This window comes from Brevundimonas sp. ABV4_179 (assembly GCF_056311945.1).
The window spans coordinates 3,195,014-3,208,745 of sequence record NZ_CM149976.1; the positions used below are offsets into that span (position 1 = coordinate 3,195,014).

A 13,732-nucleotide genomic window follows, 5' to 3' on the forward strand; every position below is an offset into this window, starting at 1 on the left:
CGGCCCCGGAGGGCCGCCGCGTCGGTCTTGGAGCAATCCTGAAAGATCAGGTGACCTTCTTGGCGACGGTGACGCCGAGCACCAGGAAGACCGCGAAGACGATCAGGGCGACGACGAACAACAGTTTGGCGATGCCGGCGGCGGCGCCTGCGATTCCACCAAAGCCCAGCAGGCCCGCCACCACGGCGATTACTGCGAAAATCAAAGCCCATTTCAACATTGCGTTCTCCTTTGACTGCAGAACGACAGCGGCGGGACGGAGTTCCGGCGGCGCTCGCGAATCGTGGACAGAACGTCGCGGGGACGCAGGACGGGGATGGACGGCGCGCCTCCCCTCCCCTTCTGAGGGCGGTCCCCCTATATGGCGGGCCTAATCGCTTTCGGAGTTTTCACCATGGCCTATGTCGCCCGCACCGACCGACCCGCCGACAAGGCGGCGCGCTATCATGAGGTCGAGGCGGAAATCCTGGCCGTGCTGGATGGGGAGCCGAATGTCACGGCGCGGATGGCGACGGTCGCCTCGATGCTGGCGGATGCGTTCGAACACTATTTCTGGACCGGCTTCTATGCCGTGGCGCCGGACAGGGCGGACGAACTGGTGGTCGGGCCTTATCAGGGAACGCTGGGCTGTCTGCGGATCGCCTTCGGGCGCGGGGTTTGCGGGGCGGCGGCGGCGACTGGGCAGACGCAGTTGGTCGAGGACGTTCATGCCTTCCCCGGCCACATCGCCTGTGACAGCCGTTCCGCCAGCGAGATCGTGGTTCCGGTGCGGGATGCGTCGGGCGCCCTGATCGCCGTGTTCGACGTGGATGCGACGACCCCGGCCGCCTTCGACACCGAGGATCAGATTGCGCTGGAGCGTCTGATGGCGCGGGTGTTCGCGACCGGTTGATCGCGTGATGGGCGACTCTATGGTTCCTGGCGACAGGGAGGATGCGATGAGCCGGCGGACGATGGCGATTACGGGCGGACACGGCGTCCTGGGGCGGTCGGTGCTGGAAGCGGCGCTGAACGCCGGGTGGCAGGTCGCCGTCATCGACCATGCTGGAGGCCACGCTGTGCCGCACGGCGTGCTGGAGGTCGGCGGGATCGATCTGACCGACGCCGATCAGGCGCAGCGGGCCGTGGATACGGTGATCGCACGGTTCGGACGGCTGGACGCCCTGCTGAACATCGCTGGCGGTTTCGTCTGGCAGACGACCGACGACGCCGCCCCGGCTTGGGACCGTATGCACGCCCTGAACGTGACCACGGCGCTGAACGCCAGCCGGGCGGCTCTGTCGGCGCTGAAGGCCTCGCCCGAGGGCCGGATCGTAAACGTCGGCTCGGCCGCCGCGCTGAAGGCCGGGGCCGGCATGGGGGCCTATGGCGCGGCCAAGGCAGGGGTCCACGTCCTGACACAGGCGCTGGCCGAAGAGCTGAAGACCACATCCGTCACCGTCAATGCCGTCCTGCCCTCCATCATCGACACGCCCGCCAACCGAAAGGACATGCCCGACGCCGACCCGGCGACCTGGGTCGCGCCGGCCGATCTGGCGGCGGTGATCCTGTTCTTGGCCTCGCCCGAGAGCCGGGCCATGACCGGCGCCCTGATCCCCGTGACGGGCCGGGTCTGATGCGAAGCGAACGGGTTCGCAGCGTCCTTTATCTGCCCGCCTCCAATGCGCGGGCGATCGAGAAGGCGCGGACACTGGATTGCGACGTCGCCTTGCTGGACCTGGAGGATGCGGTGGCGCCCGAGGCCAAGGCCGCAGCGCGCGACGCCGCCGTCGCCGCGGTTCGGGGCGGCGGGTTCGGGCCGCGCCTGGGGGTGCGGATCAACGGGCTGGACACCGAGTGGGGCTTGGACGACCTGGCGGCGATGAAGGCGGCGGGGGCGTCGCTGGTGGTCGCGCCCAAGGTGGAGACGCCTGAGGCCGTCCACGCCCTGTCCTCCGGCCTCGCCAAGAGTTGCGCCCTGTGGGCCATGATCGAAACGCCGCGCGCCCTGATGGCCCTGGCCGACATCGCCACGGCGGACGGGGCGCTGGACGGACTGATGCTGGGGGTCAACGATCTGGCCAAGACGCTGGGGACCGGGGCATCGGCGGATCGCGAGCCGTTCAAACCCTGGCTGGCGATGCTGGTGGCCGCCGCGCGGGCCAACGGACTGCTGGCCATCGACGGCGTGTTCAACCGGATCGACGACACGGAGGGCCTGGCGGCCGAAGCGGCGCAGGGCAAGCTGTATGGGTTCGACGGCAAGAGCCTGATCCATCCGTCGCAGATCGCGGCCGCCAACGCCGCCTTCTCGCCGTCCGAAGCCGATATCGCGCAGGCCCGCGCGGTGGTCGCCGCCTTCGCCGAGCCGCAGGCAGAAGGTCAGGGCGCGATCCGCGTGGACGGAGCCATGGTCGAGCGGCTGCATCTGGAACAGGCCAGAGCTTTGCTGGCGCGGGCGGAAGGCTGACCACCGTCTGCTCCCCACTCGCGGGGAAGGGGACCGGCCCCGGGTCTAGCCAAAGGCGAGCCCGAGGACAGGCGACGCGGTAGAGGGGCTTTTGAGCGCTCGTGATGCGGTGAGACCCCCTCCGTCTCTTCGCTGCGCTTCGAGCCACCTCCCCATGAAATGGGGAGGTGACAATGGGATCGGACCTAGCGGGTGCGAGGCAACCGCCCTAAACCTCGCGTCGAACCTCAGCGGACCCGCCTTGCCCCTCCCCTCTGACACATCTGCAAGAATCCCGGCCTGGGTCTGTGCGCCCGGCGTGCTGAAGGTTCCGTTCCTAAACGTCTTCCTGGCCGACTACGACCTGCGGCGACTGCCGGGTGATGACATCAAAGCCGTGCTGGGCTGGGGGATGAAGCCGACGGCGGCGACGGGGCGAAGGTGGGCGCAGAAGAACGGGCGGCCCTATGTGGCGCTGGAGGACGGGTTCCTGAGGTCGGTCGGGATCGGCGAGACGGGGGCGACGAGCCTCAGCCTGATCGTCGATGATCTGGGAGTCTATTACGATGCGACGCGACCCAGCCGGCTTGAGCATCTGATCCAGACGGCCGACGACTGGTGCGACGCGGCGATGATCGCGCGGGCGGGCGGGCTGATCGACCGGATCGTGGCGTCAGGCGTGTCCAAGACCAATATGGGCGGGCCGCTGGATCCGGGCCTGCTGAAGCCCGGCCGCCGCGTGCTGATCGTGGACCAGACGTTCGCGGACGCCTCCATCGCCCACGGGCTAGCCACGGCGCAGAGCTTCGACGACATGATCGCCGCCGCCCGACGCGACGAGCCGGACGCCCAGTTGATCGTGAAACGCCACCCGGCCGTGGCGGCGGGCAAGAAGCGCGGCTGCGTGACAGACCTGACAAGCGTCACCCTGGTCGATACGGACGTGCGGCCCGCCGACCTGCTGGCGGCGGTGGATGCGGTCTATTGCGTCACCTCGGCGTTGGGGTTCGAAGCGCTGTTGCGGGGGCTGCCGGTGCGGTGTTTCGGGGCGCCCTTCTATTCCGGGTGGGGCCTGACGACCGATGCGGTCCAGACGGGACGGCGCGACGTGGCGCGGTCGATCGAACAGATCGCCGCCGCCGCCCTGATCGCCTACAGCCGCTATGTGGATCCTGTGACGGGCCAGCGATGCGAGGCCGAACAGGCGCTGGAGCGGTTGATCGCCCTTCGCGACCGGGCCGACCGGCTGGCGGGGTCCTGGTCCGCGGTGGGGTTCGCGCCGGCCAAGCGCCCCCCAGTGCGCCGTCTGCTGAACTCGCCCAAGGCGTCAATGCGTTATTTCATGTCGCCCTCGCGCGCCGCCGCCCATGCGAAGACGACCGATGGCCGCCTGATCTGGTGGGCGGGCAAGGAGAGCGAGGCGACACGTCAGGCCGCGGCGGCGTTCACCGGGCCCACGGTGCGGATGGAGGACGGCTTCATACGCTCGCGCGGGCTCGGGTCCGATTTCGTCGGCGCGCTGTCGGTCGCCCTGGACGATCAGGGCGTCTATTACGACCCGTCGCGGCCCTCGCGGCTGGAGACCCTGATCGAGACCTCGGACCTGTCGCCGCTCCAACTGGCGCGGGCCGCCGCCCTGCGGACGCGCGTGGTCGATGCGGGCCTGTCGAAATACAATCTGAAGGGTCAGGCGCCGACCGGGTGGCCGGTTGATCGCGATATCCTGCTGGTCGTCGGTCAGGTCGAGAACGACAAGTCGATCCTGCTGGGCTGCCACCCCGATCTCAACACCAACTCGGCCCTGGTGGAGGCGGCGCGGCGCGATCACCCGAACGCCTTTCTGGTCTATCGCAATCACCCCGACGTGCTGGCGGGCAACCGGCCGGGGCGGCTGGACGCCGGGGCCATGGCCTCGGTCGATGCGGTGGGTGACGGGCTGGACATCGTGGACTGTCTGAACGCATGTCGGCGAGTGGCGACCTTGACGTCCCTGACCGGGTTCGAGGCCCTGATGCGGGGCAAGGCGGTTTCGGTCTATGGGCGACCCTTCTATGCTGGCTGGGGCCTGAGCGACGACCGGCTGACGTTCAAGCGCCGCAGCCGCCGCGCCAGCGTCGATCACCTGATCCACGCCGCCCTGATCGCCTATCCGCTGTATGTCACGCCCGAGGGCTGGCCGTGCGAGGCCGAGGATCTGGTGGACCGGCTGATCGCCGCGCGCGAACAGCCGACGCCCAAGGCGCCGCGCGGTCAGGTGCAGCGCTGGGCCGCCGGGATCATCGCCAGTCTCGACCGCAGGCCGCCGCCGTCCTATTAAGGGGGTTCGTAAAGGAAACCCGCTTCCAGTGTCCAAAGCCGTCATCGCCGCCACCGGCCTTTTCACCCCCGAACAGTCGGTCTCCAACGCCGAACTGGTCGATAGCTACAACGCCTGGGCCGATGGCTGGAACGCGCGCCACGCCGCCCAGATCGAGGCCGGCGAACTGGAGGCCAAGGCCCACTCCTCGCCCGAGTTCATCGAGAAGGCGTCCGGGATCAAGAGCCGCTTCGTGCTGGACAAGGCCGGGATCATCGACCCCGAGCGGATGGCCCCGAACCTGGCCGAACGCTCCAACGACGAACTGTCGATCCTGGCCGAGATGGCGGTGAAGGCCGCGCGTCAGGCGATCGAAGCCTGGGGCAAGCCGGTGTCGGAGATCGGGGCGGTCCTGTGCGCCGCCTCGAACATGCAGCGCGCCTATCCCGCCATCGCGATCGAGGTGCAGCAGGCGCTGGGGATCGAGGGTTTCGCCTTCGACATGAATGTGGCCTGCAGTTCCGCGACCTTCGGCATCAAGACCGCGGCCGACTTCATCGGCGGGGGGGCGGTCAAGGCCGTGTTGATGGTCAACCCCGAGGTCTGTTCGGCCCACCTGAACTTCACCGACCGCGACAGCCATTTCATCTTTGGCGACGTGGCGACGGCGGTGATCGTGGAATCGTCCGAGACGGCCGGACCGGGCGGCTGGGACCTGCTAGGCACGCGGCTGAAGACGACCTTCTCGAACAATATCCGCAACAACTTCGGCTTCCTGAACCGAAACGCGCGCGACACCGCGCATCTGGACAGCCCCGTAGCCGACGACAGCGTCCAGAACGACAAGTTGTTCATCCAGCAGGGGCGCAAGGTGTTCCGCGACGTGGTGCCGATGGTGTCGGACATGATCGTCGATCATGCGGACGAACTGGGCGTCGATCCCCACGGCCTGAAGCGGCTGTGGCTGCACCAGGCCAACATCAACATGAACACCATGATCGGCAAGAAGGTGCTGGGGCGCGAGCCCTCCGCCGAGGAGAACGTCATCATTCTGGACGATTACGCCAACACCTCTTCGGCCGGGTCGATCATCGCCTTCCACCTGCACAACGACGGGTTCGAAGCGGGCGACACGGGCCTGATCTGCAGCTTCGGCGCCGGCTATTCGGCCGGCGCCGTCTTCGTGCGTAAACGGGCCTGAGGCGAAGAAATTGGGGTCAGCCGGCCGAGCGCGGCCGGTCGGATGGGCCGACTTGCATTCCCCGGCGCGCCGGATGCGGTCATGCGCTCTAAGGAATTTTTCGGAGCATTCTCGCTTTAGAGAACCAAATCGCCTGACCCGCGTTATGTCAGGTTAATTCGCATCCATGCTGATTCTCGCGCGGCGACGCTTGAAACTGTCACAAGTTTTTGTCACCCATTCGCCTGTCGAGAACAGGGGATATCCCAGATGGCTCACACGACGCCTAAGCAGGTGCTGGAAAGCTTGGCCAAAGACATCGCCGCCGTGCTGAAAAGCATGGGCGGTTCGGCGCATCAGAACATGGTGGTCGATTGCATCGCCGCCATGCGGCGCCAGCGCGGCGAGGCGGTCAATCCGCCCGACTTGCGCAACAAGATCATCGAAGCCTTTGAACAATATCGCGACTGGTTCGTGCGCCCGTTCGGCGAAGGCTCTCAACGCTGGGCCCTGGCCGGCGACTTCGCCTGACATCGCGGCCCTGAACGCAAAAGGCGCGCTCCTTGCGGAGCGCGCCTTCGTCGTTTTGGCTGACCCTAAAGATCAGAAGCGACGGATGTAGCTGACCGAATAGGCGTCGGCCTTGCCCGCGTCGTCGCGGTAGTCGCGGCGGGTCCAGTCGGCGCGCACGCCGTTCACGCCGTCCACGAAATAGTTGGCGCCCGCGCCATAGTTCCAGCTGTCGCCGCCGACGTCGGTATTGGCGCCCGGGAACTTCTGCTTCAGCTCGGTGTGGCCGTAGCCGCCGCGCGCGAACAGTTCCAGCTTGTCGGAGACCGGCACCTTGCCGACCACATAACCGGCCGCGTCCCACTCCTGCTTGATCTCGCCATCGACGCCAGCGACGGTGAAGTCGTCATGCTTGACGCCGACCGAAGCTTCGGTCTCGACGGCCAGGTAACGGTTGAGGTTCACGCCCAGACGACCCGTGACGGCGCCGGTCGTTGCATTGTCACCTTCAAGATGAGTGTAGCCCAGCGAGCCGTAACCACGCGGCTCGGGATTGGTTTGAGCAAATGCCGGCGCGGCGATTGCGGAAACGGCGACAGCGGCGAGAATAATGTTACGCATTGTTTCTTATTAACTCCTAGATGTGATGACCAGGCCGATCATCAGCCCCATCCAGCGAGTGCTTAAATAGGTCAGCCACTCATCTGTTCCAGAGGCCGTAAAACACTACCAACGCCTGTGGATGCCAAGACACATACGCCGTTCCGTCAAGGTTGGCGGTTTTGTGACAGAAAAAAGGGCGGCCTCCGCAGAGACCGCCCTTTATTTCTTTCCCCGTCATCCTCGAGCTCGAGCCGAGAATGACGGGTGTGTGAAGCCTCAGCGGTCTTTTTCCCGTTCGATGTCCAGCGCCGCCTGCGCTGCCGCCAAACGCGCGATCGGCACGCGGTAGGGTGAGCAGGAGACGTAATCGAGCCCGGCCTGTTCGCAGAAGGCGATCGACGACGGGTCGCCGCCGTGTTCGCCGCAGATGCCCAGCTTCACCTCGGGCCGCACGACGCGCCCCCGCTCGGCGGCGATCTCGATCAGGCCGCCCACGCCGTCCTGGTCCAGACGCACGAAGGGATCGGTCTCGAAGATGCCCTTGTCCAGATAGGCCTGCAGGAAGCGCCCCGAGTCGTCGCGGCTGATGCCGAACGTCGTCTGGGTCAGGTCGTTGGTGCCGAAGCTGAAGAACTGGGCGTATTCGGCCAGATCGCCGGCGCGGATGGCGGCGCGGGGCAGTTCGATCATGGTGCCGACCAGATAGTCCACGCTGTCGCCGGCCTCTTCGAAGACGGCCTTGGCCGTGCGGTCGGTCAGTTCGCGCAGATATTTCATCTCCAGACCCAGGGCGACCAGCGGGTGCATGATCTCCGGGATCGGCGCCAGACCGGATGTTTGCTTGACCTCCAGCGCGGCCTCCAGCACGGCCCGGACCTGCATCTCATAGATTTCGGGATAGGCCACGCCCAGGCGACAGCCGCGATGGCCCAGCATGGGGTTGGTCTCGTGCAACTCCTTGGCGCGGCGCTTCAGCTTGTCCGCGTCGATGCCCGAAGAGGCGGCCAGGGCGTCGATATCCTCGTCCGTATGCGGGATGAACTCGTGCAGCGGCGGGTCCAGCAGCCGCACCGTTACCGGCAGGCCCGCCATGATCTCGAACAGCTCCACGAAGTCGGACTTCTGGAACGGCGCGATCTTGGCCAGGGCCGTGCGGCGACCCTTTTCGTCGTCGGCCAGGATCATCTCGCGGACGGCGGCGATGCGGCTGTCGTCGAAGAACATATGTTCGGTGCGGCACAGGCCGATGCCCTCCGCGCCGAAACCGCGCGCGGTCTTGGCGTCCAGCGGGGTCTCGGCGTTGGCGCGGACCTTCAGGCGGCGCACCTTGTCGGCCCAGCCCATCAGGGTCTGGAAGTCTCCGGTCAGTTCCGGCTCGATCATGGCCACGGCGCCGTCCAGCACCTCGCCCTTCGACCCGTCGATGGTGATGACCTCGCCGGCCTTGAAGGTGCGGCCGCGCGCGGTGAAGACGCCCTTGGCCTCGTCGATATGGATTTCGCCGGCGCCGGAGACGCAGGCGCGCCCCATGCCGCGCGCCACGACGGCGGCGTGGCTGGTCATGCCGCCACGCGCGGTGACGATGCCGCGCGCCGCATGCATGCCGTGGATGTCTTCGGGGCTGGTTTCCTCGCGCACCAGAATGACCGCCTCGCCCAGACCGGCCAGACGTTCGGCCTCATCCGCATCGAAGACGATCTTGCCGGTCGCCGCGCCGGGCGAGGCGGGCAGGCCCGCCGCCACCACGCGACGTTCCGCATCCGGGTCCAGCGTCGGGTGCAGCAGCTGGTCCAGAGCTGCAGGCTCGACGCGGCTGATGGCCTCTTCCTGAGAAATGACGCCCTCTGCGGCCAGATCCACCGCCACCTTCAGCGCCGACTTGGCCGTGCGCTTGCCGTTGCGGGTCTGAAGCATCCACAGACGGCCCTGTTCGACCGTGAACTCGATGTCCTGCATGTCGCGGTAGTGGCTTTCCAGCTTGCCGACGACTTCGACGAACTGGCCGAACACTTCCGGCATGGCTTCTTCCATCGAGGGGGCGGTCTCGCCCATCTCCTCGCGGCCGATCTTGGTCAGGCTCTGCGGCGTGCGGATGCCCGCGACCACGTCTTCGCCTTGCGCGTTGATCAGGAACTCGCCGTAGAGGCGCGCCTCGCCGGTCGAGGGGTTGCGGGTGAAGGCCACGCCCGTCGCCGACGTCTCGCCCATGTTGCCGAACACCATCGACTGGATATTGACGGCGGTGCCCCAGCTTTCGGGGATGTCGTGCATCCGGCGATAGAATTTCGCCCGATCGTTCATCCAGCTTTCGAACACGGCGCCCACGGCGCCCCACAACTGGTCCTTGGGGTCCTGCGGGAAGGCGTGACCCAGCTCGCGCTCGACCACGGCCTTGTAGTCGGCGACCACCTTTTCCCAGTCGGACGCGCTCAGGTCGGTGTCGACGGTGACGCCCAGACGGTCCTTGTGCTGGTCCAGCACCTCTTCGAAATCGTCGTGGCTGAGGCCCAGCACCACGTTGGAATACATGGTGATGAAGCGGCGATAGGAGTCGAAGGCGAAGCGGCGGTCGCCCGACAGCTGGGCCAGCCCCTCGACCGTCTGGTCGTTCAGACCCAGGTTCAGGACGGTGTCCATCATGCCCGGCATCGACGCCCGCGCGCCCGAGCGCACCGAGACCAGCAGCGGATTTTCGACATCGCCGAACGTCTTGCCGACGATCCCTTCCACCTTCTCCAGCGCCGTCTGGACCTGGGCCTCCAGGTCGGCGGGATAGGTTTCGCCATTGGCGTAATAGTGGGTGCAGACCTCGGTCGTGACGGTGAAGCCCGGCGGCACCGGCAGGCCCAGCGACGACATCTCCGCCAGATTGGCGCCCTTGCCGCCCAGAAGGTTCTTCATCGACGCATCGCCGTCGGCGGAGCCTCCGCCGAAGCCGTACACCCACTTGGTCATCTTGCAGTCCCTGAGCTTTGTCGGATCATGCGGCGGGTTCTCCCCGCTCGCACATGCAGCATGATCTAGCGCGGGCGATCCGGCTTGGCCATGGCGGATGTAACAATGCGTGACCGGTCGGGCGGTTTCTTGACGTCATCGTCTCCTCCCCATGAAATGGGGAGGTGGCTCGGAGCGCAGCGGAGAGACGGAGGGGTTCTTGACGCACGAAGGCTCCGTCTCGCGCGCCCGCATTCTGCGTTGCGCCCTTACGCCACCCGAAGCGCGGCTTTGGATCCGCCTGCGTCGTCGCGCTCTAGCCGGCATGAAGTTCCGTCGCCAGCATCCGGTCGGCATCTATGTGCTGGACTTCTATTGCGCGGAGGCGATGCTGGCGGTCGAAGTGGATGGCGAAAGCCATGAGGGCCGGGGCGAGCACGATGCGCGAAGGACGCGCTGGCTTGCGACCCAGGGCATTGCGGTCATCCGCGTCTCGGCGGAACAGGTGCGGGTGGACTTAGGCGACGTTCTCGATTTCATCGCCGACAAGGCGAGAGAGCGCATTCAATGCTGACGCATCCGTCTCCTCCCCATTCCATGGGGAGGTGGCGCGGCGCGCTTGCGCCGTGACGGAGGGGTTCTTCACCCCATCGCAGCGGTGGGACGTCAAGAGCCCCTCCACCGCTGCGCGGTCCCCCTCCCAACAAGTGGGGAGGAGACGATGCGGCCCCTATCCCGCGATCTGACCGAAGTCGGCGACCTGGCCCATCACGCCGCGCACCTGGCCCAGCAGTTTCAGGCGGTTGTCGCGTTCCTCGGCCACGTCGGAGTTGACCATGACGGCCTCGAAGAAAGCGTCCACCGGGGCGCGAAGGGCGGCGAGCGCCGTCATGGCGGCGGCGAAGTCCTCGGTGTCCAGCGCCGCCTCGACGGCCGTGCGGGCGGCGCCGACGGCGAAGGCCAGGGTGATCTCGGCCTCGGGCTGGTTCGGCAGGCCGGTCTGGACCATTCCGGTCGGCAGCGGTCCCTTCTTCTCCTCGGCGCGCAGGATGTTGGAGGCGCGCTTGTAGCCCGCCAGCAGATTGGCCCCGTCGTCCGTGGCCAGGAAGGCGGCCAGCGCCTCCACCCGACGCACGATGCGGACCAGATCGTCGTCGCCCAGAGCGAAGACGGCGGCGACGAGATCGTGGCGCTGGCCTTGATCGCGAAGGAGGACGGTCAAGCGGTCGGCGAAGAAGGACGCCAGTTCTGACCCAAGGGACAGCTTATCGACCTGGCGATCTACCTTGCCCTGACTTGTAATGAGCGCAATCGCAGGAGCAAAAGCGTCGTCGGCTAGAGCAAGCCGGATCTTGTTATTCAGAATTAGACGAACCACCCCAAGCGCCGCACGGCGCAGCGCGAACGGGTCCTTCGATCCCGTGGGCTTTTCGTCGATGGCGAAGAAGCCGACCAATGTGTCCAGCTTGTCGGCCAGGGCGACGGCGACCGTGACGGGCGCGGTCGGGACCGTGTCGGCGGGGCCTTGGGGCTTGTAGTGGTCGCGCACGGCGTCGGCGATCGCGTCAGAATGGCCGGCGAGGCGGGCGTAATAGCCGCCCATGATTCCCTGCAGTTCCGGGAATTCGCTGACCATGCCCGACAGTAGGTCGGCCTTGGACAGGCGGGCCGCCATCTCGGATTCGTCAGCGTCGGCGCCGACCAGCGGCGCGATCTCACGGGCCAGGGCGGCGATACGCTCGACGCGCTCGGCCAGGGTGCCCAGCTTGGCGTGGAAGGTGACGCCGGACAGTTTGGCGTTCCAGGCGTCGAAGCCGACCTTCTGGTCTTCATCCCAGAAGAAGCGGGCGTCGTTCAGGCGGGCGCTCAGCACGCGGCTGTTGCCGGCGGCCAGGGCCTTGCCGCCGTCGGTCGCCTCGACATTGGCCACGACCAGGAAGTTGGGGGCCAGGCCATCTTTCGACGGATCGCGGACGGCGAAATACTTCTGATGCACCTTCATCGACAGTTGGATCACTTCCGGCGGCAAAGCCAGGAACTGCGGGTCCATGTCGCCAAGGATCGGCGTCGGCCATTCGGCCAGACCCGCCACCTCGTCCAGCAGGCCGTCGTCGTCGACCAGCACCAGCCTGCGCGCGGCGCAGGCGGCCTTGGCCTGTTCCAGGATACGCAGCTTGCGGTCGGCCACGTCGATCAGGACGAAATTCTTCTCCAGCTGGGCGCGGTAGTCGGCGAAGTCGCTGACCCGCAAGGGTGCGCCCGAACCCAGGAACCGATGGCCCTCCGTGATCGCATCGGACGCGATGCCGTCGATCTCGAACGGGACCACCGCCCCGTCGAAGACGCACAGGATGCGCTTGATCGGCCGCACCCAGCGCAGGGTTCCGACACCCCAGCGCATCGACTTGGGCCAGGGGAAGGCGCGCACCATCTGATCGACCGTCTCGGCGACCAGATCGGCGGTGGCGCGGCCCTTGGACGACAGGACGGCGAACAGGACGCCGTCGCGCTCCACCAGCTGTTCGCGGGTCAGGCCGGTCTTGCGCAGGAAGCCTTCCAGCGCCTGTTCGGGCGCCGAGGCCTTCGGCCCCTTGACCTCGTCCTCTCGGTCGGGCGTGGCGGCAGGCAGGCCGTCCACCACCAGCGTCAGGCGACGCGGCCCGGCATAGGTGGTCAGAGCATCCCAGGTCAGGCCAGCGGCCTTCAGACGCTCGGTCGCCATACGCTCCAGATCGCGCGCGGCGCCCTGCTGCATGCGGGCGGGGATTTCTTCGGAGAAGATTTCGAGGAGAAGCTGGGGCATCAGGCGGTTTTCCGCTCTTGTTCGACGTAAGCGAGGGCGCAGGCTTTGCAGAGTTCGCGGATGCGGCCGATGTAGCTCTGGCGTTCCGCCACGGCGATGGCGCCACGCGCATCCATCAGGTTGAACAGGTGGCTGGCTTTCAGAACCTGGTCGTAGGCGGGCAGGACCAGCGGCTGGCCCTGGGGTCCGGTCATGGCCAGAAGCCGCGAGACCTCCGACACCATGTCCTCGAACCGGCGCTTCAGACCATCCACGTCATAGCCGTGGAAGTTGGCTTCCGACTGCTGGCGCTCGTTCTCCAGGAAGACCTCGCCATAGGTCAGCCCCTCCTTGGTGAACTTCAGGTCGTACACATTGTCGACGCCCTGCACATACATCGCCAGACGCTCCAGCCCGTAGGTCAGTTCGCCCGACACCACGTCCACCTCGATGCCGCCGACGCCCTGGAAATAGGTGAACTGCGTCACCTCCATCCCGTCGCACCAGACCTCCCAGCCCAGGCCCCAGGCGCCCACGGTGGGGTTTTCCCAGTCATCCTCGACAAAGCGGATGTCGTGCAGTTTCGGGTCGATGCCGATGGCGGCCAGCGACCCAAGGTACAGCTCCTGCAGGTTGTCCGGGTTCGGCTTCAGGATGACCTGGTATTGATAATAGTGCTGAAGCCGGTTCGGATTCTCGCCATAGCGGCCGTCGCCGGGGCGGCGGCTGGGCTGGACGTAGGCGGCCTTCCAAGGCTTCTGGCCCAGGGCGCGCAGCACCGTCGCCGGGTGCAGCGTGCCCGCCCCCACCTCTATGTCATAGGGTTGCAAGATGGCGCAGCCCTGATCGCCCCAATAGCGGTGAAGGGTCAGGATCAGGTCCTGAAACGCGAGCGGCTCAGTCGGGGTGGTCAAATCGGGCTCGGGAGGGGCTGCAAAAAAGACGGCGGACCATAGGGCCCGCCGCCTCTCGCTTCAACACGCTGCGCCCGCCCATTTG

The 13,732-nt window shown here is 66.7% G+C and carries 12 protein-coding genes; 7 read left to right on the forward strand and 5 right to left on the reverse strand.

Features of this window, described 5'->3' with window-relative positions:
• Positions 1-46: 46 nt before the first annotated feature.
• Positions 47-220: a DUF1328 domain-containing protein gene (locus ACYX4P_RS15700; RefSeq protein WP_248120315.1), complete on the reverse strand. Its 174-nt coding sequence runs from the start codon at positions 218-220 to the stop codon at positions 47-49.
• Positions 221-394: 174 nt separating this feature from the next.
• On the opposite strand from ACYX4P_RS15700, the gene ACYX4P_RS15705 reads away from it, so the two are divergent.
• The 6 genes from ACYX4P_RS15705 (at position 395) to ACYX4P_RS15730 (ending at position 6,435) form a co-directional block, all read left to right on the forward strand.
• Positions 395-892 carry a GAF domain-containing protein gene (locus tag ACYX4P_RS15705; RefSeq protein ID WP_248120317.1) on the forward strand — a complete coding sequence of 166 codons (498 nt, stop codon included), beginning with the start codon at positions 395-397 and terminating at the stop codon, positions 890-892.
• Between the two features lie 46 nt (positions 893-938).
• Positions 939-1,616: an SDR family NAD(P)-dependent oxidoreductase gene (locus tag ACYX4P_RS15710; RefSeq protein WP_248120319.1), complete on the forward strand. Its 678-nt coding sequence runs from the start codon at positions 939-941 to the stop codon at positions 1,614-1,616.
• The gene (locus ACYX4P_RS15715) at positions 1,616-2,449 is read left to right on the forward strand and encodes an HpcH/HpaI aldolase/citrate lyase family protein (RefSeq protein WP_248120320.1); all 834 of its coding nucleotides are present in this window, start codon (positions 1,616-1,618) and stop codon (positions 2,447-2,449) included. The genes ACYX4P_RS15710 and ACYX4P_RS15715 overlap by 1 nt, the downstream gene beginning before the upstream one ends.
• A gap of 298 nt (positions 2,450-2,747) precedes the next feature.
• Complete coding sequence (locus ACYX4P_RS15720) at positions 2,748-4,745, forward strand: capsular polysaccharide biosynthesis protein (protein WP_313432284.1); 1,998 nt, start codon at positions 2,748-2,750, stop codon at positions 4,743-4,745.
• Positions 4,746-4,773: 28 nt separating this feature from the next.
• Complete coding sequence (locus ACYX4P_RS15725; RefSeq protein ID WP_248120330.1) at positions 4,774-5,925, forward strand: beta-ketoacyl-ACP synthase III; 1,152 nt, start codon at positions 4,774-4,776, stop codon at positions 5,923-5,925.
• A gap of 249 nt (positions 5,926-6,174) precedes the next feature.
• Positions 6,175-6,435 (forward strand): hypothetical protein, encoded by a 261-nt coding sequence (locus ACYX4P_RS15730; protein WP_248120332.1) that lies wholly within the window; start codon positions 6,175-6,177, stop codon positions 6,433-6,435.
• 72 nt (positions 6,436-6,507) lie between these two features.
• Here ACYX4P_RS15730 and ACYX4P_RS15735 read toward each other — a convergent pair whose 3' ends face one another.
• A complete protein-coding gene (locus ACYX4P_RS15735; protein WP_248120334.1) occupies positions 6,508-7,035 on the reverse strand; it encodes a porin family protein in 528 nt (175 codons plus the stop codon).
• Positions 7,036-7,293: 258 nt separating this feature from the next.
• Positions 7,294-9,972 (reverse strand): pyruvate, phosphate dikinase, encoded by a 2,679-nt coding sequence (ppdK, locus tag ACYX4P_RS15740; protein WP_248120336.1) that lies wholly within the window; start codon positions 9,970-9,972, stop codon positions 7,294-7,296.
• Positions 9,973-10,171: 199 nt separating this feature from the next.
• Between ppdK and ACYX4P_RS15745 the strand changes: the two genes are divergently transcribed.
• Positions 10,172-10,525: an endonuclease domain-containing protein gene (locus ACYX4P_RS15745; protein WP_248120338.1), complete on the forward strand. Its 354-nt coding sequence runs from the start codon at positions 10,172-10,174 to the stop codon at positions 10,523-10,525.
• A gap of 156 nt (positions 10,526-10,681) precedes the next feature.
• On the opposite strand, the gene glyS is transcribed toward ACYX4P_RS15745, so the two are convergent.
• Complete coding sequence (gene glyS / locus ACYX4P_RS15750) at positions 10,682-12,754, reverse strand: glycine--tRNA ligase subunit beta (RefSeq protein ID WP_248120340.1); 2,073 nt, start codon at positions 12,752-12,754, stop codon at positions 10,682-10,684.
• Positions 12,754-13,647 carry a glycine--tRNA ligase subunit alpha gene (locus ACYX4P_RS15755; RefSeq protein ID WP_292074810.1) on the reverse strand — a complete coding sequence of 298 codons (894 nt, stop codon included), beginning with the start codon at positions 13,645-13,647 and terminating at the stop codon, positions 12,754-12,756. The genes glyS and ACYX4P_RS15755 overlap by 1 nt, the downstream gene beginning before the upstream one ends.
• Positions 13,648-13,732 lie beyond the last annotated feature (85 nt).

Excerpts from the sequence above, each read along its gene's own strand:
- ppdK (WP_248120336.1), bottom strand. The coding sequence starts at position 9,972 with ATGACCAAGTGGGTGTACGGCTTCGGCGGAGGCTCCGCCGACGGCGAT.
- ACYX4P_RS15735 (WP_248120334.1), bottom strand. The coding sequence starts at position 7,035 with ATGCGTAACATTATTCTCGCCGCTGTCGCCGTTTCCGCAATCGCCGCG.
- ACYX4P_RS15700 (WP_248120315.1), bottom strand. The coding sequence starts at position 220 with ATGTTGAAATGGGCTTTGATTTTCGCAGTAATCGCCGTGGTGGCGGGC.
- glyS (WP_248120340.1), bottom strand. The coding sequence starts at position 12,754 with ATGCCCCAGCTTCTCCTCGAAATCTTCTCCGAAGAAATCCCCGCCCGC.
- ACYX4P_RS15715 (WP_248120320.1), top strand. The coding sequence starts at position 1,616 with ATGCGAAGCGAACGGGTTCGCAGCGTCCTTTATCTGCCCGCCTCCAAT.
- ACYX4P_RS15705 (WP_248120317.1), top strand. The coding sequence starts at position 395 with ATGGCCTATGTCGCCCGCACCGACCGACCCGCCGACAAGGCGGCGCGC.
- ACYX4P_RS15730 (WP_248120332.1), top strand. The coding sequence starts at position 6,175 with ATGGCTCACACGACGCCTAAGCAGGTGCTGGAAAGCTTGGCCAAAGAC.
- ACYX4P_RS15710 (WP_248120319.1), top strand. The coding sequence starts at position 939 with ATGAGCCGGCGGACGATGGCGATTACGGGCGGACACGGCGTCCTGGGG.